Annotated in this window: 19 protein-coding genes and 1 pseudogene; 15 read left to right on the plus strand and 5 right to left on the minus strand. The window is 71.0% G+C overall.

From position 1 onward, the window contains the following. The first annotated feature begins 65 nt into the window (after positions 1-65). The 5 genes and pseudogenes from ABZU25_RS06635 to ABZU25_RS06655 form a co-directional block, all read left to right on the plus strand. Positions 66-842, plus strand: coding sequence for a hypothetical protein (locus ABZU25_RS06635; protein WP_355028328.1), 777 nt, complete (start codon positions 66-68; stop codon positions 840-842). Between the two features lie 385 nt (positions 843-1,227). Continuing rightward, complete coding sequence (locus ABZU25_RS06640) at positions 1,228-1,695, plus strand: hypothetical protein (RefSeq protein ID WP_355028329.1); 468 nt, start codon at positions 1,228-1,230, stop codon at positions 1,693-1,695. Further along, positions 1,688-2,596 carry an alpha/beta hydrolase gene (locus ABZU25_RS06645; protein WP_355028330.1) on the plus strand — a complete coding sequence of 303 codons (909 nt, stop codon included), beginning with the start codon at positions 1,688-1,690 and terminating at the stop codon, positions 2,594-2,596. The genes ABZU25_RS06640 and ABZU25_RS06645 overlap by 8 nt, the downstream gene beginning before the upstream one ends. Positions 2,597-2,932: 336 nt before the next feature. After that, on the plus strand, positions 2,933-3,109 hold the full coding sequence (locus tag ABZU25_RS06650) for a hypothetical protein (protein ID WP_355028331.1): 177 nt from the start codon (positions 2,933-2,935) through the stop codon (positions 3,107-3,109). A 19-nt stretch (positions 3,110-3,128) separates the two neighbouring features. Beyond that, a pseudogene (locus tag ABZU25_RS06655) lies at positions 3,129-3,296 on the plus strand (IS701 family transposase); the annotation flags it as partial. Positions 3,297-3,367: 71 nt separating this feature from the next. Here ABZU25_RS06655 and ABZU25_RS06660 read toward each other — a convergent pair. Then, positions 3,368-3,964 (minus strand): XRE family transcriptional regulator, encoded by a 597-nt coding sequence (locus tag ABZU25_RS06660; protein WP_355028332.1) that lies wholly within the window; start codon positions 3,962-3,964, stop codon positions 3,368-3,370. 115 nt (positions 3,965-4,079) lie between these two features. Here ABZU25_RS06660 and ABZU25_RS06665 point away from each other — a divergent pair, with 115 nt between their 5' ends. Further along, positions 4,080-4,724, plus strand: a complete 645-nt coding sequence (locus tag ABZU25_RS06665; protein WP_355028333.1) for a class I SAM-dependent methyltransferase — start codon at positions 4,080-4,082, stop codon at positions 4,722-4,724. 5 nt (positions 4,725-4,729) lie between these two features. On the opposite strand, the gene ABZU25_RS06670 is transcribed toward ABZU25_RS06665, so the two are convergent. Next, positions 4,730-4,861 carry a hypothetical protein gene (locus ABZU25_RS06670; protein ID WP_355028334.1) on the minus strand — a complete coding sequence of 44 codons (132 nt, stop codon included), beginning with the start codon at positions 4,859-4,861 and terminating at the stop codon, positions 4,730-4,732. Here ABZU25_RS06670 and ABZU25_RS06675 point away from each other — a divergent pair. After that, positions 4,829-5,092 (plus strand): ATP-grasp domain-containing protein, encoded by a 264-nt coding sequence (locus tag ABZU25_RS06675; protein ID WP_355028463.1) that lies wholly within the window; start codon positions 4,829-4,831, stop codon positions 5,090-5,092. The genes ABZU25_RS06670 and ABZU25_RS06675 overlap by 33 nt on opposite strands. Positions 5,093-5,153: 61 nt before the next feature. After that, complete coding sequence (locus tag ABZU25_RS06680; RefSeq protein ID WP_355028335.1) at positions 5,154-6,302, plus strand: toprim domain-containing protein; 1,149 nt, start codon at positions 5,154-5,156, stop codon at positions 6,300-6,302. Between the two features lie 62 nt (positions 6,303-6,364). Here the strand turns inward: ABZU25_RS06680 and ABZU25_RS06685 are convergent, their stop codons facing one another. Both ABZU25_RS06685 and ABZU25_RS06690 read right to left on the minus strand, forming a co-directional pair. Then, positions 6,365-7,186, minus strand: coding sequence for an NAD(P)-dependent oxidoreductase (locus tag ABZU25_RS06685; RefSeq protein ID WP_355028336.1), 822 nt, complete (start codon positions 7,184-7,186; stop codon positions 6,365-6,367). 143 nt (positions 7,187-7,329) lie between these two features. Beyond that, positions 7,330-7,737, minus strand: coding sequence for a hypothetical protein (locus tag ABZU25_RS06690; RefSeq protein WP_355028337.1), 408 nt, complete (start codon positions 7,735-7,737; stop codon positions 7,330-7,332). A 341-nt stretch (positions 7,738-8,078) separates the two neighbouring features. Here ABZU25_RS06690 and ABZU25_RS06695 point away from each other — a divergent pair, with 341 nt between their 5' ends. The 4 genes from ABZU25_RS06695 to ABZU25_RS06710 all read left to right on the plus strand — a co-directional run bounded on the left by ABZU25_RS06695 (position 8,079) and on the right by ABZU25_RS06710 (position 11,248). After that, positions 8,079-8,594, plus strand: a complete 516-nt coding sequence (locus ABZU25_RS06695) for a hypothetical protein (protein ID WP_355028338.1) — start codon at positions 8,079-8,081, stop codon at positions 8,592-8,594. Positions 8,595-8,683: 89 nt separating this feature from the next. Beyond that, the gene (locus tag ABZU25_RS06700; RefSeq protein WP_355028339.1) at positions 8,684-9,169 is read left to right on the plus strand and encodes a hypothetical protein; all 486 of its coding nucleotides are present in this window, start codon (positions 8,684-8,686) and stop codon (positions 9,167-9,169) included. A 7-nt stretch (positions 9,170-9,176) separates the two neighbouring features. After that, positions 9,177-10,391: an MAB_1171c family putative transporter gene (locus ABZU25_RS06705; protein ID WP_355028340.1), complete on the plus strand. Its 1,215-nt coding sequence runs from the start codon at positions 9,177-9,179 to the stop codon at positions 10,389-10,391. Next, positions 10,388-11,248 carry an oxygenase MpaB family protein gene (locus ABZU25_RS06710; RefSeq protein ID WP_355028341.1) on the plus strand — a complete coding sequence of 287 codons (861 nt, stop codon included), beginning with the start codon at positions 10,388-10,390 and terminating at the stop codon, positions 11,246-11,248. Before ABZU25_RS06705 ends, ABZU25_RS06710 begins: the two co-directional genes overlap by 4 nt. Positions 11,249-11,259: 11 nt before the next feature. Here ABZU25_RS06710 and ABZU25_RS06715 read toward each other — a convergent pair whose 3' ends face one another. Then, positions 11,260-13,893, minus strand: coding sequence for a tetratricopeptide repeat protein (locus ABZU25_RS06715; protein ID WP_355028342.1), 2,634 nt, complete (start codon positions 13,891-13,893; stop codon positions 11,260-11,262). A gap of 432 nt (positions 13,894-14,325) precedes the next feature. Here ABZU25_RS06715 and ABZU25_RS06720 point away from each other — a divergent pair, with 432 nt between their 5' ends. The 3 genes from ABZU25_RS06720 to ABZU25_RS06730 are packed head-to-tail and all read left to right on the plus strand — an operon-like array spanning position 14,326 to position 20,139. Further along, entirely contained in the window at positions 14,326-15,486 is a 1,161-nt protein-coding gene (locus tag ABZU25_RS06720) for a ThiF family adenylyltransferase (protein ID WP_355028343.1), read from the plus strand. After that, a complete protein-coding gene (locus tag ABZU25_RS06725) occupies positions 15,483-16,697 on the plus strand; it encodes a hypothetical protein (protein WP_355028344.1) in 1,215 nt (404 codons plus the stop codon). The genes ABZU25_RS06720 and ABZU25_RS06725 overlap by 4 nt, the downstream gene beginning before the upstream one ends. Positions 16,698-16,746: 49 nt before the next feature. Further along, entirely contained in the window at positions 16,747-20,139 is a 3,393-nt protein-coding gene (locus tag ABZU25_RS06730; RefSeq protein WP_355028345.1) for a S8 family serine peptidase, read from the plus strand. The last annotated feature ends 116 nt before the right edge of the window (positions 20,140-20,255 follow it).

The raw sequence follows: 20,255 nt of genomic DNA on the forward strand, positions 1-20,255 counted from the left end.
GTACGCGGCTCGTCCGACGCCGTATGTGGTGCGCGGTGGACGTGCTGTTTTCGTAGACTTCCGCGGTGCAGACGATCTCCAGGCAGCCGGCTCCCCTGCTTGTCGTCGCCGATCACGGAGCCAACGTCCTGCTCGTCGCACGGAGCGGCTCCTCCTGCGATGTCCACGGCCTGGACCTGAGCACCCGCCGGCTGCGGCCACCCGTGGCCGTCAGGGCGCACCACGTGCTGCCCAGCTACGACGGCGCGTTGCTCACAGTGGTCGACGACGACGGCATCGCATTCGTCGACCTGACCGCCGACGTCCCCCGCGTCACGTGGCGCGAACTGGACCCGGGCATCGCGGTGCTCGACATCGCCCGGAGCCCGACCAGCCTCGCCGCACTGGTCCGGATCACCCGTCGACCGGGCTCCGACGCCGGCCACGCCGAGATGTGGCGCTGGGACCTGCCCGCACTCATGCTGCGGATGCGCCGACCGGTCGACCTCGACGGCCTCGACGGCCTCGCGCTGCTCGCCTCCGCGGCGCTGATGACCACCACCCACGACAAGCACACCGACACCTACCGGGTGAAAGGGCATGGTGCGGCGGTCCGGACGGTGGCGACGAAGCCGACAGTGCTGGCCGGCGGCGAGACGTCTGCCCTACGCATCGACGGGCCCACCAACACCACAGTGGACATCGCCGACGGCAACCTGCGCGTCGTGTTTCCACCCGCCGTCGGCGCGATCGGCATTCGACGCCACGCCGACGCCCTCACCGTGTGGGAGGAGAACGGCCGGCTGGTCGTCGTCGACCTCACGCGCCGCCAGGCCGTCACCCGCCTGCGTACTTGTCTCTGAGCGAGGCGATGCTCCTCCCGACGGGGTGCACCCAACGCGACAGGCTATCGCCTGGTCCATCTGCCGACGTCGGCACCAAGCGGCAGGGCTCCGGCAAAGTCGTAAGGTGCTCGGCTTGAGGTGGTTGGTGTAGACGCGTCCTTCTTGGTGGTAGCAGGTCGGGCGTGACCGGTTCAGCAGGCCATCGAGTTTCCTACGCCTTGTTGATCTGTCCAAAGTGAGGCATGCCCGCGCTGAACGGTTCCGCCAGTTCCCACGCGTTCACCGAGCCGATCCAGGCGTGGAACTTGTCCGCCGATCGGATCAGCCGGCGTGCTCGCGCCATCGTGCTTGACACTCGACGTCAAGCACTTGACAATGGGTGTCAAGTAGCGGAGGAGGCAGCATGTCGCCAACCCACGAGGAACTGACCGAGCATCTCATCCGGTTGATCGACATCCGCCTGCTCGACCCCCTCGAAATCCTGGTCGACGGCCACGACGCCATCGACCCGCTGCGCGCCGTCATCCGGGAGCGGGCCCGATCCTGGGCCATCACGATCGTCAGCGGCGACGACAGGGCCGCCGTCAGCGTGGTCATGCGCGCGATCTCCACCCTTTACCCGGGGGACGGACCGTTCGACCCACCCATCGACTGGTGGCGCAGCCCTTTCGGCCGGGCCGTCGCGCGACGGGTCGGCCACCCGACCGCCGAATCCGTGTCGTACACGGTGGCCGGCGCCATGCTCGGCATCACCCGCCAGGGCGTCCACGACCTGGTCTCCCGCGACAAGCTCGCCCGCCACCCCGAAGGCGGCGTGCGCTCCGCCTCCGTACGCGACCGACTGCTCAAAAAAGGAACCCGACGTGTCTGAGACCATTATCGACTCCGGGACCGTGCCCATCGCGATCCGTGACTTCGGCGGACCCGGACAACCGCTGCTGCTCCTTCACGGCGCTGGCGGCAACCTCGCCCAGATGACCACTCTCGCCGAGCACCTGCGCCCGACCCACCGGGTGGTCGCCGTTGACCTGCGCGGTCACGGCCGGTCCGGAGACGGCCCCTGGCGCTGGGACGACGTCCTGGCCGACCTGGCTGCCGTCGCCGACCACCTCGGCCTCACCTCCCCAGCGGTGGTCGGCGTCTCCCTCGGCGGCATGCTCGCCACCCTCTGGGCGCAGCGTCACCCGGAGTGCCCCGGTGCCGTCAGCTTGGACGGCAATCCGCCGTTGAACCGTCCGGACCAGATCGCCGGGCTGGATTCGGAGCAGGCCGAGACCGAGCTGGCCAAGCTGCGGGCCGTCTTCGACGGGATGGCCGCGATGTTGGCCGAGCCGCTAACCGCCGAACAGGTGGCCGCCATGCTGGCGGGGCAGCGTTCCATGGCCCAGCGCTACGATGCCGCCCCCGACGATTGGGTGGCAGCCTTCGAGCGCAACCTCGTGGCCGGCGACGACGGCCGCAGCCGGCTGCGGCCCGGCCCGGACCTCACCCGGCAGCTCCGGGACGCCATGGACTCCCTCGACCTGATGCCCGCCTACCGCGACGTCCGCTGCTCGCTGCTGCTCGTTCTCGCCACCGAGGACCTGCCCGAACAACAGCCGTTCCACAGCCTGTACGAGGCGTATCGCAAGATCACCGCCGAACGGCTTGCCACTGCGGACAACCCGTCCTTGCGGGTGCGGCATCTCGCCGGCGCCAGCCACGCGATGGTCGCCGAACGCCCACAGGAGCTCGCTACCCTCATCACCGACTTCCTCGGCCCTCACGACTGAGGGCGACCCGCAGCAGCCCGCCTCCTGGCAAAGGTCGGACCTGCCTGCAGTCATGATGGCCATGGGGAGAGACCAACCCAGCAGCGCAGGCTCGCCGAACCCGGCCAGAACTGGTGGTAGCAGGACGGGCATGGCAGCTCAGATGATCAGCGATCTCTTCTACGCCTTGTTGATTGTCCGAAGTGAACCATGCCCGCCCCGCCATCATCGCTGATCTCGCCTGTGTCCAGCGCACCTGATGTCACCGTGCCCGAAACCGCTGCTGGACTGCCCGCAGCGCTGGCGGGTCTACCGGATCCCCGCGCTCGCCGCGGTGTCCGCCACCAGCTGACGGTCGTGATGACCGCGGCAGTCTGTGCCGTGGTAGCCGGCTACCACTCCTACACCGCGATCGCCGAGTGGGTCGCCGATGTCCCGGCCACGACCGCGCTCGCGCTGGGCATCACCCCGGACCGGCGCCCGTCGAAAGCCATGATCCGCCGCCTGTTTGCAGGCCCTCGACGTCGGCGCTGACGGCGACCCCGACGACGACGGCCGGCACAGCCTGCTGATCCGCCGCAACAACACCACCGGTGAGCTGGCCTTCTACCGCTGCTGGACACCCGGCCCGGCCACCCTCGCCCAACTCGTGCGAGTGGCCGGGGTTCGCTGGATCGTGGAGGAGTCTTTCCAGGCCGCAAAGGGTCAAGTCGGGCTTGATCCGAGTTGCCGGGGACACCTGGTAGGGGCTCGACCTTCGGCTCCTGCTCCGCCGTCGCGGCGAGGGCGTCTCTAACTGGATTCGTGCTGCTTGGGGGCGGCCCGGACGTGCGCGCGCTCACCCTGCTTACCGACGAGGCTCAGGAATTCCACGGGACCTGAGCTGGTGGCGCCGAACCAGTGCGGGGTACGCGTGTCGAACTCGGCAGCCTCGCCCGGCTCGAGGATGAGGTCGTGCTCGCCGAGCACCAGTCGGAGTCGGCCGTTGAGGACGAAGGCCCAGTCGTAGCCCTCGTGGGTGCGAAGGTCGGGTTCGGCGTCGTCGCGCCCGGCCGGGAGGACGAACTTGTAGGCCTGGATGCCTCCGGGCCGGCGGGTCAGCGGCAGGATCGTGGAGCCGTCGCTGGTGGGCAGCGGACGCATGTTGATGCGTGGGTCGCCGGTCGGCGGCGCGTCGACGAGTTCGTCAAGGGTGACTCCGTACGCGCGGGCCAGGGGCAACAACTGTTCGAGGGTGGGGCGTCGGAGGCCGGCCTCAAGCCGGGAGAGGGTGCTTGTCGAGATGCCGGTCTCCGCGGCGAGGTCGGTCAGGGTGATGTCGCGGCGCTGCCGCAGCTGCTTGAGCCGCGGCCCTACGGCGTCGAGGGTGCGGTCCGTTGACTCGTCCATGGCCCCAGTTTGCCATTTGGCAAAGAACTTTGCGGTTCCGTCCGCCACTGGTCACTGTTGAGCAGCCGGTTGCCATGGCCGCTGGCCACGCCCCTGCCAACAAGGGAGACGCTCGATGACGCACTCGTTCGACAAGGACTACTGGGACCAGATCTGGGACGGCGATCGTGCCGCTGCCATGGCCGCCAGCCAGCCCAACCCGCACCTGATGCGGGAGGTCGGCGACCTTGCGCCCGGAACGGCCCTCGACGCGGGCTGCGGCGCCGGGGCCGAGGCCATCTGGCTCGCCACCGGTGGCTGGCAGGTCACCGCGGCGGACATCGCCACCGCGGCGCTCGCCCACGCGGCCGAGCGCGCCGCCGCCAGCGGCGTCGCGGATCGGGTGCGGTGGGTCGAGGCGGACCTGTCCACGTGGCAGCCGGCCGCACGGTACGACCTGGTCACCACCCACTACGCGCACCCCGCGATGCCGCAGCTGGACTTCTACGAACGCATCGCGTCCTGGGTCGCTCCCGCAGGCACCCTGTTCATCGTCGGCCACCTCCACCACCAGGACCATGCCTCCGCCACCGGGCATGGCCACGACGAGACGGAGCCGCCCGCCTCGGCCTCGGTGACAGCCGCCGACATCACGGCACGCCTCGACCCGCTCGTCTGGGACGTCAGGACCGCTCGGGAGTCGCACCGGGCCCTGGCCGGTCACGGTGGCCACGCCGTCTCGATTCACGACGTGGTCGTCAGAGCCAGCCGCCGTTCCTGACCTGCTCAGCGCCCGGCCGATCGGTTCGTGACGCCGGGATCGACGTCGCGGTGGTCGACCGTGCCTTCGAGCGATTCACCACCGCCGAGGTACGCACCTGATGGATCGGGGGCACCTGCGTACTCGTCGGCGCGCACCCCGACACGCCCGACGACCTCCCACCCGCCGGCCTCGACCTCACCGCGCTCACCCCTCTGGTCGCCGCCCTCGACCTGCCGTTCGTCTCCGTCGACCTCGCCCGCCGCGACGACGGCGTCTGGCGCGTGATCGAACTTGGCGACGGCCAGGTCAGCGACCGACCGACAACCATCAGCGCCGAGAATTTCGTCACCGCGCTCTGGGCCGGCGAGCCGCCCCGCCCGCAGTAGGGCGCAGCGCTCCTGGCGAGGTAGGACCGGTTGACGCTAGCGTGGACGCCGGAGGTGGGCCATGGGCGCTCCTCAACCCCAGCACCCGACATCCCCGGTACGCGGCAGCGGCCCTGATTCCGCACGGCTACTGGCGGCGGTCGAGGCCGCGGTGACGTACTACCGCGCCCAGCTCGAACAGGCCGACGGCCCGCGTGCCTATCTCGTCCAACGCGGTCTCGGTGTTCTCGCGCGACGGGAGTGGCCGTGGCTGGTCGGATACGCCCCATCCGACTGGAGTTCGCTGACCGGCCACCTGCTTGCCGCCGGCTTCGCGGCGGAGGAGGTGATCGGTGCGGGCTTGGCGCGCCGCACCCGGTGGGACCCCAACCGGCTCATCGACGTCTTCCGCGACCGGATCATGTTTCCGGTGCGCGATCCCGCCGGGCGGGCCGTGGCGTTCCTGGGCCGTTGCCGTCCTGATTCCGTGGCGCACGTACCGAAGTACATCAACAGCCCTCGGACAGCGATCTACGACAAGGGGCGACTACTGTTCGGCATCGCCGAACAGCAGGAGCGTCTCGCCGCACGATGGACACCGGTCCTGGTTGAGGGGCCGGCCGATGTCCTTGCGGTGTGGCTGTCCTACTCCCGGTCGGGCCCCAGGGGGGCGGTGGCCGTCGCGCCCTGCGGCACCACACTGACCGACGACCAGGCCGCGATGCTGCGGAATCTGCCCGGCGCCGCGCAGGGCATCGTGGCGGCATTCGACGCGGACCCGGCCGGCCGCGGCGCAGTGGACCGGGCGTGGCACCTGCTCCGGCGGCAACGCCTGCCCGGCCCGTTGTTGGTGGCCGAGTTCGCCGCCGGCGCTGATCCGGCGGACCTGCTCCGTCGGCCGAACGGCAGGGCCCACCTGCGGACCGCCCTGCGGCGTCGAGCCCGGCCCATGCTCGACGCGGTGCTCGACCACCGTCTCACCCGACTCGTCGAGCGGCACCCCCGTCTGCTGGAGGACATCGACGGCAGGTGCGCTGCCGTACGCCTCCTGGTGCCGCTGCTGTTTCAGGCCGCCGGTCCGGACGACGCGATCCGGCTCGCCCGACGCATCGTCGCCACGACCGGGGCCGGCGTCGACACCGTCGCGCTTGCCGCGATCGCACACCTGGAAGACGCGCTACACGATCTGGACCCGCCTACCGAGGCCAGGGCGAAGCCAGGTACGTCCTGAAAGCACAGACGATTGGTGGCCTGATCGGCGTGACCACCCAGGTCCGCGGCGACTGTTCGTCCTCACCCGGTAGCAGGGGACGACACGACGTGTCGGAGGGAGTATTCGGCGCTGGTGTAGGCACCGCCCTGAAAGGCGGCCGCGTCGATCGGCGCATCCGAACCGGGCACCCGATCGGCATAACTCTCCGCGTTGTCTACCGGCAGATAGCCGAGCCGCGCTCCGGCGGTGGTGTCCCAGAACCCGCGGGTGTTGGCGGAAACGGCATAGGCGGTCGCGAAGTGAACGTCTGACGCGGTGAGGGCCGCACGGATGAAGCCGACGCCGTCGCGCGGGCTCAACCAGGTTGCCAGATACCGGGTCTCGGTCGGCTCGTCCTCGAAACTGCCGATTCGCAGGCACACCACCGAAACCCCGAACTTGTCGGCATACAGGCGTCCGAGTGCTTCGACGGCGACCTTGCTCACCCCGTAGAACCCGTCCGGCCGAACCGGCGCGTCCGGTTCGACAACCTGCCCGACCCGGTAGAAGCCGGTAACACGGTTGCTACTGGCCAACACCACTCGCCCTACCCCTTGTCGGCGGGCTGCCTCCAGAACGTGGTAAGCGCCCAGCACGTTGCTGTCCAGCAGGTCGGCCAGGGGCGCCTCATCCGGGAGCCCGGCCAGATGCACCACGGCGTCCGCCCCCGCCAGGGCGGCAACTACAGCGTCCTGGTCTGCCAGATCCAGTTGTAGCGCCCGCTCTGTCGGTGATTGTGGATGCACCGCAACCCGGTCGACCAGCACGAGTTGGCGAACCTCGCCACACAGCTGTTGGCGGACCGCGGAGCCGATCCGACCCGCCGCACCCGTGATCACGACCGTGCCCAGATGTGAATTCATGCCTACATTCTGGCGGTACCTACCGACAAGGGACGCCGTGGCTGGGGCCAGTCGGCCGGACCGCGATCCGCCAGTGGACGTGGATCTGATTCCACGGCGGCAGGATGAGGTGGCAGGCCACCCCCTCGCCGTGGTCGTTCCGGTCAGGCAAGGGCGGCGACCGCGCGGCGCAACTGTCGGGCGCCGGCACCATGGTTGAGCCGTCGGCTCAGGTCGTCGCGGTCGTCGGCGGCCCGACGATCGTGGTATCTGGCGAGTTGCTCCAGCAGCGACGTCACGGCGAGGCGGGTCTCCGCGTCGTCGCGGACCGGTGTCCCGGTGTCCACGACCACGTCGTCGTGATCCGAGTAGAGCCTCGCCCGGACGTTGAGCAACTCCAGGCCGAAGCGGTCCCAGGCGAAGTCGGTGCCGGCCAGGCTCTTCCACGCCTCGATCGCCAGCTGGATGGCGTCGGCGGCGACTGTGTCATCGAGATCCTGTGCGAGCCGAGCGGTGATCTCTCGTGCCGCCTCGGCATAGTTCGTGCCGTGCGGTTGGTGCGCCGTCAGCATCAGGTTCGTTCCCCTCGTGATGTGCCGTCCCGGGATGCGGGTGCCGGTGACGTACGCCCCCCGTCCGCCACCGGCGCGCCGCGACAGCAGTGCTGCAGGAGGAGTCCCCCCGTCGTGCTCCTTGCGGAGCTGACCCCTCCCACGGCGCCTCCCCGTTCGGCTGGCGAACCTCGATCCCATCCGCCACGCAACGGGCGTTGAGCAGATTGGCTGACCGCTCAACGCGCGTTGCTCCAAACAGAAGCGAGCATACGCTCACGTTCCGTGCATGTGTCAACATCTGTTTCGTTGCGGCATCCATCTGCGACACTGTCGTTTCGGTGCCTGGAGGGTGAAGAATCATGGCCGACGATCGGCACACAGAGCAGGAGTTGCCGCCTCTCGACACGCTGGCCGCGAGGCTCGAATACCTGTTCGACGAGATCCGCCCCACCCGGGATGAGCTTGGCGACTCCGACGAGCCCGGCCGCAAGTACACCAACCGGGAGATCGCTGACAAGATCAACGAAGCGGCGGCCGAGACAGGTGTCACGATCAGCGCCGCCTACATCGGAGAGTTGCGCCGCGGTGTGGCACGTGATCCCCGCACCTCACACGTCCGTGCCCTCGCCGCTGCCTTCGGCGTGAACTCGGGCTACTTCGTCGACGACGCGGCGGCACGGCGGATACAGGACCAGATCACCCTGCTCAATGAGCTGCGTCGGATGGACGTCAAGCAGGTGGCGCTGCGCCAGGTGCTCGCCGACAACGGACTCTCCGCGACCGACACCCAGCTCATCGAGCAGATGGTGGTCCGCCTGCGGGCCGTGGCCGAGGGCGCGGGCGCCACCAGTTCCGCGACCGGCGATCGCAGATAGCCGTGCACATCCTCCGGTGGGAGTACGTCGACGAGCAGGGGAACGCTGACGTGAGGTTGTACCGATTACGCAAGCGCTGCGAGCGGATCGTGGCCGAGCTCGAGGTGCCGGAGCCGTTCGACATCCAGACGCTCTGCGACGCCCTCGGCGAACGCCGCGGCCGGCCCATCCACCTGGTGCCGATCAAGCTGCCGGCGCAGACGGTGTGCGGGATGTGCGTGCCGACCGGTGACTTCGACGCCATCTTCTTCGAGCAGGACACCTCGCCGCTGCATCAACAGCTGATCATCGGCCACGAGCTGGGTCACCTGCTCGCCGGCCACCAGGCGACCGAAGTACTGGACGCAGATGCGTCCCGACTGCTGCTGCCGGACCTCGACCCGCAGCTGGTCCAACGCAGCCTCGGCCGCAGCAACTACGCCGCGACCGAGGAGCGCGAAGCCGAGATGATCGGCTCGCTGCTCCTCCGGCGGCTCCGTGGCGAGCGCGGCGACATGGACGACGAGCCACTGGACGGTCAGGACGCCGAGCTGTACGGCCGGCTGCGGCACTCACTCGAGCACCCCCACTGGTAGCGGAGCGATGGATACCGTCCTGTACAGCGTGTGCGCCGTAGCCGGCTGGATCGCCGTCGGATACATGGTGCGACTTCAGCGCCGGCACCCGAGCCGGGCCCGCCGTGCGATCTGTGTGGGCCTCGGGGCGTTCGCCGCCGGGATCACCGCCGCCATTCCGCCGATCGCGACCGCGATCGACCAGGCGTCCGACCTCCCGAACCTGGCCAAGGTCATCTCTCACGGCTGCGCGCTGACCATCTCGGCGAATGCCGAGATCATGCTCCTGCACTTCGCGCTTCCCCCGGCGAAGGCCGCCGCCCGCGCCCGCGTCTGGGTGTGGGTCACCTGGCTCGCGTTCCTCGTCATGGCCGGTCTCTTCGCCTACACCCTCAGCTACGACGAGCCGGTGCTGCTGACTGTCGAGTACGCGACCGACCCCGTCGTGACCGCCTACCTGCTGATCTTCCTGCTGCTCGGCTTCTTCGCCTACTGCTTCGACATCACCCGGCTGTGCTGGAGCTTCGCGAAGATCTGCGGTCGGCCCTGGCTGCGCCGTGGCCTGCGCATCACAGCGGTCGGCGCGGCCTTCGCGCTGCTCTACAGCGCCAACAAGATCGGGTATCTCGTCGCCTACTGGGCCGGCTACCAACCCACCGGTGAGCGGCAGATCGCCGCGGTGCTGGTGACCATCGGCGCGCTGCTCATCACGATCGGCCTCACCATGCCGGCGTGGGGGCCCACCCTGCGGATCACGCGACGGTGGGAGGACTTCCACTCCTACCGGCGGCTCGAACCGCTCTGGCGGGACCTCATCGCGGCCCTGCCCGAGCTGGAACTCGACAGCGCCCTGCGCCGACCCCTCACGGCGGCGCGCGACATCGACTACGCGCTGACCCGTCGGGTGGCCGAGATCCGCGACGGCCGCCTGGCGCTGCGCCCGTACAGCGACGTCAGTGTGACGGCGCTGGCCGAGCAGTTCGCCGAGCAGGCCGGACTGACCACCCAGGACCGGCAGGCAGCTGTCGAGGCCGCACACCTGGCCTGCGCGCTGCGCCGGCACGCCGCCGGTCTCGTGGCCGCCACCCCGCAGCCCGCCGACGAGTTGCACCGCCCGGACGATGGCTACGCTGGCGAGGTGGCGTGGCTGACGCTCGTCACCGACGCCTACGCCCGCTCGCCGGTGGTGGCGCAGACGCTCGCCACGAGCCGGAAGCTCACCGCTGGAGACGCCCGCCAATGAGAGGCCGCTACGCGAACCTGACCCGGACCCGCAGTCTGGACCCGGAGCGCGACTACCTGGACATCTACCAGACCATGCTGCGGTACGAGTTTCCGTGGGACATGAAACTCGGGCTCAACCTGGCCTTCAACCGGTCCTTTTCCGTTCCCGCCATCGCCGCCGTCCACACGGCCACCGGTGAGCTGACCGAACGCACCCAGAAGCGGATCGACGACACCGGCCTGTTGATGTACGAGATGGTCCTCAACGGATTCGAGCAGCCGCGTGGCCGGGACGCGTTGCGGCGCGTCAATCAGATCCACCGTCCGTTCGACATCAGCAACGACGACTTCCGCTACGTGCTGGGTTGCCTCGTGGTGATCCCGACGCGGTGGTTGCGACAGTACGGTTGGCGCCCGCCCTGCTGCCACGAACGGCAGGCCACGTACCTGTTCTACCGGGAACTGGGCCGGCGGATGGGCATCACTGACATCCCCGAGTCGTACGACGAGTTCGCGACCTGGTTCGACGCCCACGACGCGGCTCACCTGCAACCAAACGACGACGCGGCGGCCATCGAGCGGGCCACCCGGATGCTGATGCTCACCCGGATTCCACCGATGCTCGCACCGCTGGGAAACGCGCTGGTCAGCGCCATCTACGACGCGCCCCTGCGGCGCGCCACAGGGGTCGCCGAGCCGGGGTGGCCGGTCCGGGCCGGCCTGCACGCGGCGCTGAGGACACGCGCGCGGTGGCAGCGGTGGTTCGGCGCGCCCCGGACGACGGCGTTGTTCGCCGACGGGATCACCACGAAGAGCTACCCCGACGGGTACGACATCAGCCGGCTCGGTCCGCGGCACGACCGCGTACCCGAGTAGCGCCGCGGTCGTCAACGACAGCTCAGGGTGCTCACCAGGAGGTGTGCCGCCGGGTCCGGGCTCCCGTGCCCGCCGCCGTTGCCGTCGAGGGTGGTGAGCTGGGCGCGGATCTGTTCGGCCTCGGGCATGTCGAGGTCGGTGTAGAGGGTGAGCGCCCGGCGGAAGTGGTCACGGGCGGAGGTGGGGGCCCCGAGAGCGCGGTGGGCGTGACCGAGTCCGGCATGGGTGCGGGCGTGCTCGTGGTACGCGCCGATCTCGACAGCGATCGCGTGTGCCGCGCTGTGGTGGGCGAGGGCGGCATCGACGTCGCCCGTGACGCGAAGGGCCTCGGCGATTCCGTTGAGCGCGCTGGCCTCCCCGTACCGTTCGCCGGTCTCGCGAAAGATGTCAAGCGACCGCTGGTGGTGGCGGCTGACCTGGCCGAGACGGGTGTGCAGCGTGCCGAGGCTGTTCAGCGTCCAGGCCTCACCCGTGTGATTGCCGAGTTGCCGGTACATCGCCAGGGCCCGCTCCAGGTGGACCACTGCGGCCCGGTGCCGACCCAGCCGTATCTCGATGTCGCCGAGGGTGTTCAGCGTCCAGGCCTCGCCGGTACGACCGCCGAGCCGCTGGAACAGGATCAGGGATCGTTGCGCGTGCCGGGCGGCCAGCGCGTACTGACCCAGTTGCGCCTCGACCTCACCGAGATTGTTCAACGCGTGTGCCTCCCCGGCCTGGTGGCCGGCCTGTCGGAACAGGGCCAGGGCCCGGCCGTAGCTGGTGGCGGCGGGCCGGTTGCGGCCGAGCTGCGACTCGATGACACCGATGTTGACAAGCGCGCGGGCTTCGCCGACGTGGTCGCCGATCCGTCGGAACAGGGTCCGGCCCTGCTGGAGGTGCTCGGTGGCCGGCCCGTACCGGCCGAGCTGCGCGTACGTGGCGCCGAGGCTGGTCGAGGCGTGGGCCTCCCCGGCGGCGTCCCCGGCCCGGCGAGCGGCGCTGCGCGCGTGCTCGTGGATGGCCAGGGCGTCGGTGGGATACCCCCCGTGCAGGTACTGGAACAGGCTGGCCGACAGCCGGGTGCTGTGGGAGTGCCAGCCGTGGGCGGCGGTGTGCGCGGCGACGGCGACCAGCGCCGGGCGTTCGGTGTCCAGCCAGCCGCGGGCGGTGTCCGAGTCGAGCGGAGTCGGCACCGTGACACCACCGGAGGACGCCTCGCGGCGCGAGCCGGCCGGATACAGGACGTCCATGGCAGCGGCGCTGGTGGCCACGTAGTAGTCGAACAGCCGGGTCAGCGCCGCCCGCCGTTCGGGTGGCGGGTCTTCGTCGCCGCACCGGCTGGCGGCGTACGCGCGAATGAGGTCGTGCAGCGCGTACCGGCCAGGGGTGGCCTGTTTCAGCAGGTGATCCCGGTGCAGGTGGTGCAGGTGAACCTCCGCGTCGGACGCGGAGATGCCGGTGAGGGCAGCGACGGCCGGCGCGTCGAAATCATCGCCGGGATGTGCCGCCACGAAGCGCAACAGCCGTCGCCGGTCGGTGGGCAGATCCCGGTAGGAGAGATCGAAGGCGAGCTCCACGCTGAGGTCGAGGCGCTGCTGGCTGTGACGTTCGTCGAGCCTGTCGGCATGGTCGGTCAACGTCCAGCCGGTGGTGCTTCGGAGGTGAGCGTTCACCAGCCCGAGCGCCAGGGGGAGGTGGCCGCACCGCTGCGCGATCCGGGCCACGGCGTTCGGGTCGGAGCCGCCGGGGAGCGGCGCCCCGCCCACGGCGAGCAGGGCAGCCGACTCGTCCGGTGTGAACAGGTCCACGGTGAGCTGGGTGGCGTGCGGCAACTCGCTGAGGTCGCGCCGGCTGGTGATCAACACCGGGCAGCCCGGAGCGTCGGGCAGCAGCGGACGGGCCTGTTCGGCGTCGCTGGCGTTGTCCAGCACCACCAGAGTGCGGGTGCCGACCAGGAGGCGGCGGTAGGCGGCGACCCGGGCGGGCAGGTCGTACGGGATCTGCTGGCCGGCAACGCCGAGCAGGCGCAGGAAGCCCTCCAGGACCGAGGCTGGGTCGGCCGGCGGTTGACCGGGGTCCGGGTGGAACCCGCGAAGGTTGACGAACAGGATCCGGTCGAACGGTTTCCTGCGGTGCACGGCATGCGCGGCGTGGGCGGCGAGTTGGGTCTTGCCGACGCCCGCCATGCCCTGGATCGCCAGCACGACCCGGCCACCGTCCAGGTCGGCCCTGCGTAGTTCCCGTCGGATCCGGTTCAGCGCGGCGGTACGACCGACGAAGTCGGCAAGGTCCTGCGGCAGGTTGTCCTGGACCCGCACCTGCGACGCGGCCCGGGCTTCCCCGCCGACGACTCGAAGCGCCTGCCGCCACTGCGCCGCGTACCCGACGTCTGGATGCAGCGCTTCGACAACGGCGATCACCAGATCCGTGTTGATCCGCCGTCGGCCGCCCTTGAAACAGTCGGCGACTGTCGTCCTCCTGGCAATCACACCGGGTCGGCCGGTGGCCTTCCAGGCCGCGTTGATCCGATTCTTGATCGTGTCGTAGGACGGGTCGCCGGCCCAGACCTTCAGGGTCCGTAGTCGATGGGCCACCTCGTCCAGGGAGTCGGCCCGTCCGGGATCCGGCGGCGCCAGCCCGCTTCCACTCGAAAGCGACTCGGTCACGGCGGCTCCTGGACGGTCTCATCTCGGGTTTCTGTTCCTACTAGACCCCCGCCGTCCGGCAGCGTCACCGGATCTGTCCTTGATCCGCCGAGGCGACACCGAGCGCACCGGTGGTGGCCGTCCGGAGTCGTCCGGGATCCACCCACGGTCCGGCGGCTCGCCACACACTTCACCGAGGTGCTGGTCCGGGCACCGGCGGCCACCGCCGGTCGCGGCCGGGCCAGCCGTGCGAATCCGGGAGGGAGGTGTCGCCATGAAGATCCAGATCCGTCGTCTCGAGAAGATCGAGACCACTGTCATCTGCGCTTGCAGCCCCTGCACGGACTGCTGACCCGACTGTCCTGGCCACCGCCCGGGCGGGCGGTGGCCAGGACCGCCACGACGACCGGGAGCGACGGTCGACCCCACCAGGAACCGAAGGAGCGAGTACGGATGAGGCGACCCCGTATCAAGAGCGTGTTTCCACCCATCCCGCTGGGCGACGGCCGCATCCGCATCGGCGGTGGCGACTACGGCATCGCCTCGGAGATGGTCGACGACGAGCGCGGCAACACCTGGCACCTGTTGAGCCTGCTGGACGGTACGCGAACCCGGCCCGAGCTGGCGGACGCGATGGCGGAGCACGATCCGGGCATCACCGCCGTCGACGTCGACGACTCCGTCGACGCGCTGATCGGCATGGGCTTCGTGGAGGACGCCGCCGTACCCCCGCCGGCCCGGCTGCCGGCGGCGGAGCGCGAGCGGTACCGGCGCAACCTGGAGTTCTTCTCCTACTTCCACAAGCCGCCGCTGACCGCTGCCGACTTCCAGCTACGGCTGCGCGACGCCCGGGTCACGGTGCTCGGGATCGGCGGCCTCGGGTCCTACGTGGCCATGAGCCTGGCCGCCATCGGGGTCGGGGACATCCTGCTCGTCGACGACGACGACGTGGAACTGATGAACCTCAACCGCCAGGTGCTCTACACCGACGCCGACGTCGGGCAGCCCAAGGTGACCGCCGCCGTCCGCCGGCTGACCGAGATCAACCCGCACGTGCGAATCAGCGCGCGCAACGCGCGGGTCGACGGGGTGGCGGCCGCCCGCGCCTGCATGACCGGCCGAGACCTGGTGATCTGCGCCGCTGACCGGCCTCGGCTCACGCTCTACCAGTGGCTGAACGAGGCGGCCCTGCGGGAGGGCACCGCGTGGATGCGCGGTTCCAACGACGGGCTCACGGTCAGCCTCTTCCTGCACGTGCCCTACCAGACCGCCTGCTTCCAGTGCGTCGAGCAGGACGCTGCGGCCAACCACCCGGAGTACAAGCCGATGGCCGAGTATGTGGTCGGGGTGATCGGCGACCGGACCATCAACCCGTGCAACGCGCCGATGGCCGGGATGATCGGCAACCTGGCCGCCCTGGAGGCCGTCAAGCACCTCACCGGCATGGCGGAACCGGTAATCGTCGGCCGGAAGCTCGTCGTCGACGTGCACCGGATGGAGACGCAGTTCGCCGAGGGCACACTGCTCGACGACTGCGCCGCCTGCGGCCCGGACGGCCGGGTCCCCCGCCCCGGCGACCAACGGGCCACTGTCGGGTCCGGGTCCGCGACGTGACAAGCACGCTCGCCGACACCACAGTCGTCCGGCTGCATCCGCTGCACATCGGCGAGAGCGAGGACGGTGTGTGCGAGGTCGGCCGGGTCGACACCGGCGACTTCGTCGAGCTGCCGGCCGAGGGCGTCGACCTCGTCCGGTGGCTCGGCGAGGGACTGCCGCTCGGCGAGGTCCGCCGGCGGTTCGCCGACCGGTACGGCACCGAGCCGGACCTCGCCGACTTCCTCGACGGCATCGCGTCCTGCGGCTTCCTGCGGGTGGACGCCGCGACGGGCGACGGCGTTGCACCGGCGACCGGGGCCGGCACCGGCGCCGAGGTGTCCCGCCGGGGAGTGGCGGTGCTGGCGAACCTGTCGCCGCACCGGGTCTCCTGGCTGCTCGCGCCGCCGATGCGGCCGCTCTACGTCGGCGGCTGGCTGACCGTACCGTTGCTGCTGGCGTTCGTTCCCACGCTGCGGCCCACCCCGGCCGACGCGTTCCTGCTGGACGGGGTGCTGGCCAACGCCCTGGTCGTCGCGATGGTGGCCTGGATGCTGGTGCTGCTGCACGAGTTGGCGCACGCGGCCACCGTGCGGGCGTTGGGCGTCACCGGACGGCTCTCCATCAGCCGAAGGCTGTGGTTCCTTGTCGCGCAGACCGAGATGTCAGCTGTCCGGTCCGTGCCCAGGCGTCGCCGTTACGCCCCGTACCTGGCCGGGCTGACCTGGGACCTGTTGCTCATGTCGGCCTGCCTGGTGCTGCAACTCGCCGGTGTGCACGAGCGGCTGGTGCGCGGCGTCGTCTACACGCTCACGCTGTCGGTGGTCTACCAGTTTCTGGTGTTCATGCGCACCGACGTCTACTACGTGCTGGGCAACTGGCTGCGGCTGGGCGACCTGATGGGAGACACCCGGCGGTGGCTGGCCAACCAGGTGCGGCGGCTGACCGGCCGCGACCCCGGGCACGACCTCGGCGGTGTGCCGGCCCGGGAACTGCGGATCATCCGCTGGTACGCGCCGTTGTACCTGCTGGGCTCGCTCGCCGTGACCGCGGCGCTGCTGGCCCTCACGGTGCCCGCCATGGTGACGATGGTCCGGCTGGCCGTCGACGGACTCGACGCTCCGGTCGACGGGCTCGCCTTCTGGAACGGCGTCGGCTTCCTCGGGCTCGTCGCCCTGCAACTCGCCACCTTCGGCTGGGTCCTCGTCACCGAACGGCGCACCGCCGCCTGACCGGCTCGTCCACCGCAACGCCCGTCACCACGAAGTGAGGACGCCTCCCGTGCCACTGACCGCGCCGCACCGACTGCTGGCCGCCCTACTGACGCCGGCCCTGGCCACCGGCCCGGTCGCCGCCGTGGCCCCACCGCAGGCGACCGCCGCCGGGCCGGTCCGAGCCGTCATCGTCGTTCTCGCCGACCAGCACGACACCACTCCCGGGCGGCGGCTCGCCGACCGGGCCGCCCGGATCACCGCCGACCAGCAACCGATGCTCACCGACCTGCGCCGGATCGGCGCCACCCGGGTGGCGCCCCTCCGCCTGGTGAACGCCATCGCCACGACCCTGCCGGAGCGGGCCGCGGCGGAGCTGGCGACCCGGCCCGGGGTACGAGCCGTACTGCCCGACACCCCGCTGCGACTGCGCCAACCGGTCGCCCCGAACCGGCCGGCGTCACCGGCCGGCGGGGCCGGGATGGGTGCCCGCACCTGCGCCGGGCCGGATCAACAGCCGCTTACCGAACCGGAAGGGCTGGCGTTGACGCGTACTGTCGGGTCGGCCCAGGGGCCCGGCGCCCACGACCTGGCCGACGGGTCAGGGGTGCGGGTCGGCGTGCTCGGCGGGGCGATCGATCCGGCGGCGGCCGAGTTCGTCCGCGACGGGCGGTCGGTGGTGGCCGGCTACGCCGACTTCACCGGCGACGGCCTCGACGCCCCCTCGTACATCCTGGAATCCTTCGGCGACGCCAGCGTCGTGGCGGCCCAGGGCGTCGGCGTCTACGACGCCGGGCGGTACGCGCATCCGGCGCACCGCCCCGACGGACCGTGCCCGATGCGGATCCTCGGCGTCGCGCCGGCCGCCACCGTGCACGTCGCCAAGGTCTTCAGCAACGTCGCGGCGCCCACGTCGGTTGTCCTGCAGGGCATCGAGTGGGCGGTGCTCCACGAACGCGTCGACGTGCTGAACGAGTCGTTGGTGGGCTACGGCTACCCGGACACGGCGGCCAACGCCCTGCGGCTGGCCAACGACGCGGCCGTCGCGGCGGGAGTGACAGTGGTGGTGGCCACCGGGGACGCCGGGCCGGACGGAACCTTGGGTTCGCCGGCCAGCGACCCGGACGTCATCGCCGTCGGCGCGAGCACCCAACTGCGTGCGTACGGCCAACTCGGGTACGGCGGGTCGCCGCTCGGCGACGGCGGCCACCGGTCCGACTCGGTGTCCGCGTTGAGCTCCGGCGGCACCGCACAGGCGGAACCCCGCACCGTCGACCTCGTGGCGCCCGGCGACACCGGGTGGGCTGCCTGCTCGACCGACACCGCGCGCTACCAGAGCTGCGTCTCCTTCTTCGACGGCGGCACCCCCAGCCCGTTCTTCCTGTTCGGCGGCACCAGCGCGGCAGCGCCGTTCGTGGCCGGGGCGGCGGCGCTGGTGATCCAGACGGTACGCCGGCACACCGGCGGCACACCGACCCCCGAGCAGGTCAAACGCATCCTCATGAGTTCCGCGACCGACCTGCGGCAGCCGGCCGACCAGCAGGGAGCCGGGCGGGTGGACACCCTCGCCGCGGTGCGGCTTGCCGCCGCCCTGACCGACCACCCGGACTCCGCCGCCCCTACCGGGTCCGCTGGTCGGCTGGCCTCGCGGGACGCGGCGGGGCTGCTGGTCGCCACCTCGACGGCGAGCGTCACCGGCGCGGCGGGGCGGGTCACGCCGGTAGCGGTGCACCTCACCAATCCGAGCGGCCACGCCCGTCGCGTCACCGTCGGCCTGCGGTCCACCGCGCCGGCCCGCAGCCTCGCCGCCGGTCAGGTGACGCCGGTCGCGGGGACGGGCACGGCCTTCGTCGACTCCGACGGCGTACCGGCGAACGCCCGCCGGGTGCCGGTCACCGTGCCCGGCGGGACCGACCAGCTCCACACCGCGGTGGCCTGGGACCCCCTGTCGCATGCCGCGCCGGTCGCGGTGAGCGTCTTCGATCCCGCCGGCCGGCTCGCCGGTTACTCACTGCCGCTGGGCAACGGGGGGTACGGGCGGGTGACGGTGGCCCGGCCACCGCCGGGCCGCTGGACCGTGGCGATCTGGACCCGCGACGACGGGTCACCGCCGGTGGGTGCGGTTCGGTACGACGTCACCGCGCTGCGGCTGACCGCGCGCAGCGGCCCCTCGGTCGTCGTACCGCCCGGCGCTACGCGGACCGCCTGGTTGCCGGTCCGCCTGCCGACCACGGCCGGCGACTCGTCGCCCGCCGTGACCGTCGTGGCCGGCGCGACGGCTTACGCGGCACTTCCGTTGGGACTGCGGGCGCTGGTTTCGACCGGTCCCTCGGGCGGCAGCTTCGGCGGCACCTTCTCCGGCGGCAACGGCGCCCTCGCCGGGTGGGCGCTGCTCGGGCAGCGGCGCAGCTTCCAGTTCGACGTACCAGCCGGAAAGCCGGCGCTGGCCGTGTCGGTGCGGGCCGGCGACGACCCGGGGCTGGAGGTCTGGGGCTTGCTCGTCGACCCGTCCGGGATGCCGCTCGCGGCAAGCAGCTCGCGCTCCGGGGGGACCACGGCACCGCCCCGGTTGGACCTGGTGCGGCGTGCCCCGCAGCCAGGTCGATGGACAGTGGTGCTGGTGCTCACCGCTCCGACCGCCACTGTCCGGACCAGCCAGCCGTTCCACGGCCGGGTCGGATTCGCCCCGCCGTCGATGGTCGCGACCGGCGTGCCGGCGGGTGCCGTGCTGCCGGCGGGTCGTCCGGCCGAGGCCACCCTCACCATCACCAACACCGGTACGGCACCGGCGTCGTACCTCGTGGACGGCCGGCTGGACGCCATGGGCGAGGTGCCGCTGCGGCCGGTGGCGTCCGCCACGTATCAGACACCGGTGTCCGCCGTCGACGTCTACCCGCGCTTCGCGGTTCCGACCGGCACGACCCGGCTGCGGATGTCGGCCGATTCGGCGGTGCCGCACGTGCTGGACACGCAGCCGTACGGCGAGAACGGTTACTACGTCGGTGACCCGGACCTGGCCGGAACCGCCGGCCGGCGCTCGGAGGTGGTCGTCTCATCGGCTGAGGTGTCGGCCACGACCTGGATCTGTAACGCCAACCGGGCCGGCCCGTTCGGTGGCGCACCCCAGCCGCCGGCCCGGGTGGACTGCGCGGCGACCGCCCTGACTCGACTCTTCGACCGGCGCATCACGTCGTCCACCGGCAGTTACTGGCGGCGGGTGGTCGAAGGGTCGACCGAGCCATCCACGCCGCTGACGCTGGCGCCTGGACAGAGCGGCCGGGTCACCGTGATCTTCAGCGCGGACGAACCGGTGGGAGAACAGGTCACCGGGTCGCTGACGGTGACGACCCTCGACGCACGTACCGGGTTCGCCGCTGAGGTGGCCGCGGTGCCCTACGCGTACACGCTGCGACAGACCCACGCCTCGGTGGTGAGGTCGACTGTGGGTGCCGGAGGCCCGTAGGGTCCCGGACGGTCGCCTTCCGCGCCGCTGATGTCGCCGAGGCGTGTCGGCTGGTACACCTGCTCGTCCAACTCGCCACCGTCAAACCCGGCTAGCGCTTTCCGTCCGTGCCGCCG

The organism is Micromonospora sp. NPDC005215 (genome assembly GCF_040607915.1).
Lineage (GTDB): Bacteria > Actinomycetota > Actinomycetes > Mycobacteriales > Micromonosporaceae > Micromonospora.

Coding starts and splice junctions, on each gene's coding strand:
- ABZU25_RS06640 (WP_355028329.1), top strand. CDS start 1,228: ATGTCGCCAACCCACGAGGAACTGACCGAGCATCTCATCCGGTTGATC.
- ABZU25_RS06660 (WP_355028332.1), bottom strand. CDS start 3,964: ATGGACGAGTCAACGGACCGCACCCTCGACGCCGTAGGGCCGCGGCTC.
- ABZU25_RS06665 (WP_355028333.1), top strand. CDS start 4,080: ATGACGCACTCGTTCGACAAGGACTACTGGGACCAGATCTGGGACGGC.
- ABZU25_RS06680 (WP_355028335.1), top strand. CDS start 5,154: ATGGGCGCTCCTCAACCCCAGCACCCGACATCCCCGGTACGCGGCAGC.
- ABZU25_RS06685 (WP_355028336.1), bottom strand. CDS start 7,186: ATGAATTCACATCTGGGCACGGTCGTGATCACGGGTGCGGCGGGTCGG.
- ABZU25_RS06690 (WP_355028337.1), bottom strand. CDS start 7,737: ATGCTGACGGCGCACCAACCGCACGGCACGAACTATGCCGAGGCGGCA.
- ABZU25_RS06695 (WP_355028338.1), top strand. CDS start 8,079: ATGGCCGACGATCGGCACACAGAGCAGGAGTTGCCGCCTCTCGACACG.
- ABZU25_RS06705 (WP_355028340.1), top strand. CDS start 9,177: ATGGATACCGTCCTGTACAGCGTGTGCGCCGTAGCCGGCTGGATCGCC.
- ABZU25_RS06710 (WP_355028341.1), top strand. CDS start 10,388: ATGAGAGGCCGCTACGCGAACCTGACCCGGACCCGCAGTCTGGACCCG.
- ABZU25_RS06720 (WP_355028343.1), top strand. CDS start 14,326: ATGAGGCGACCCCGTATCAAGAGCGTGTTTCCACCCATCCCGCTGGGC.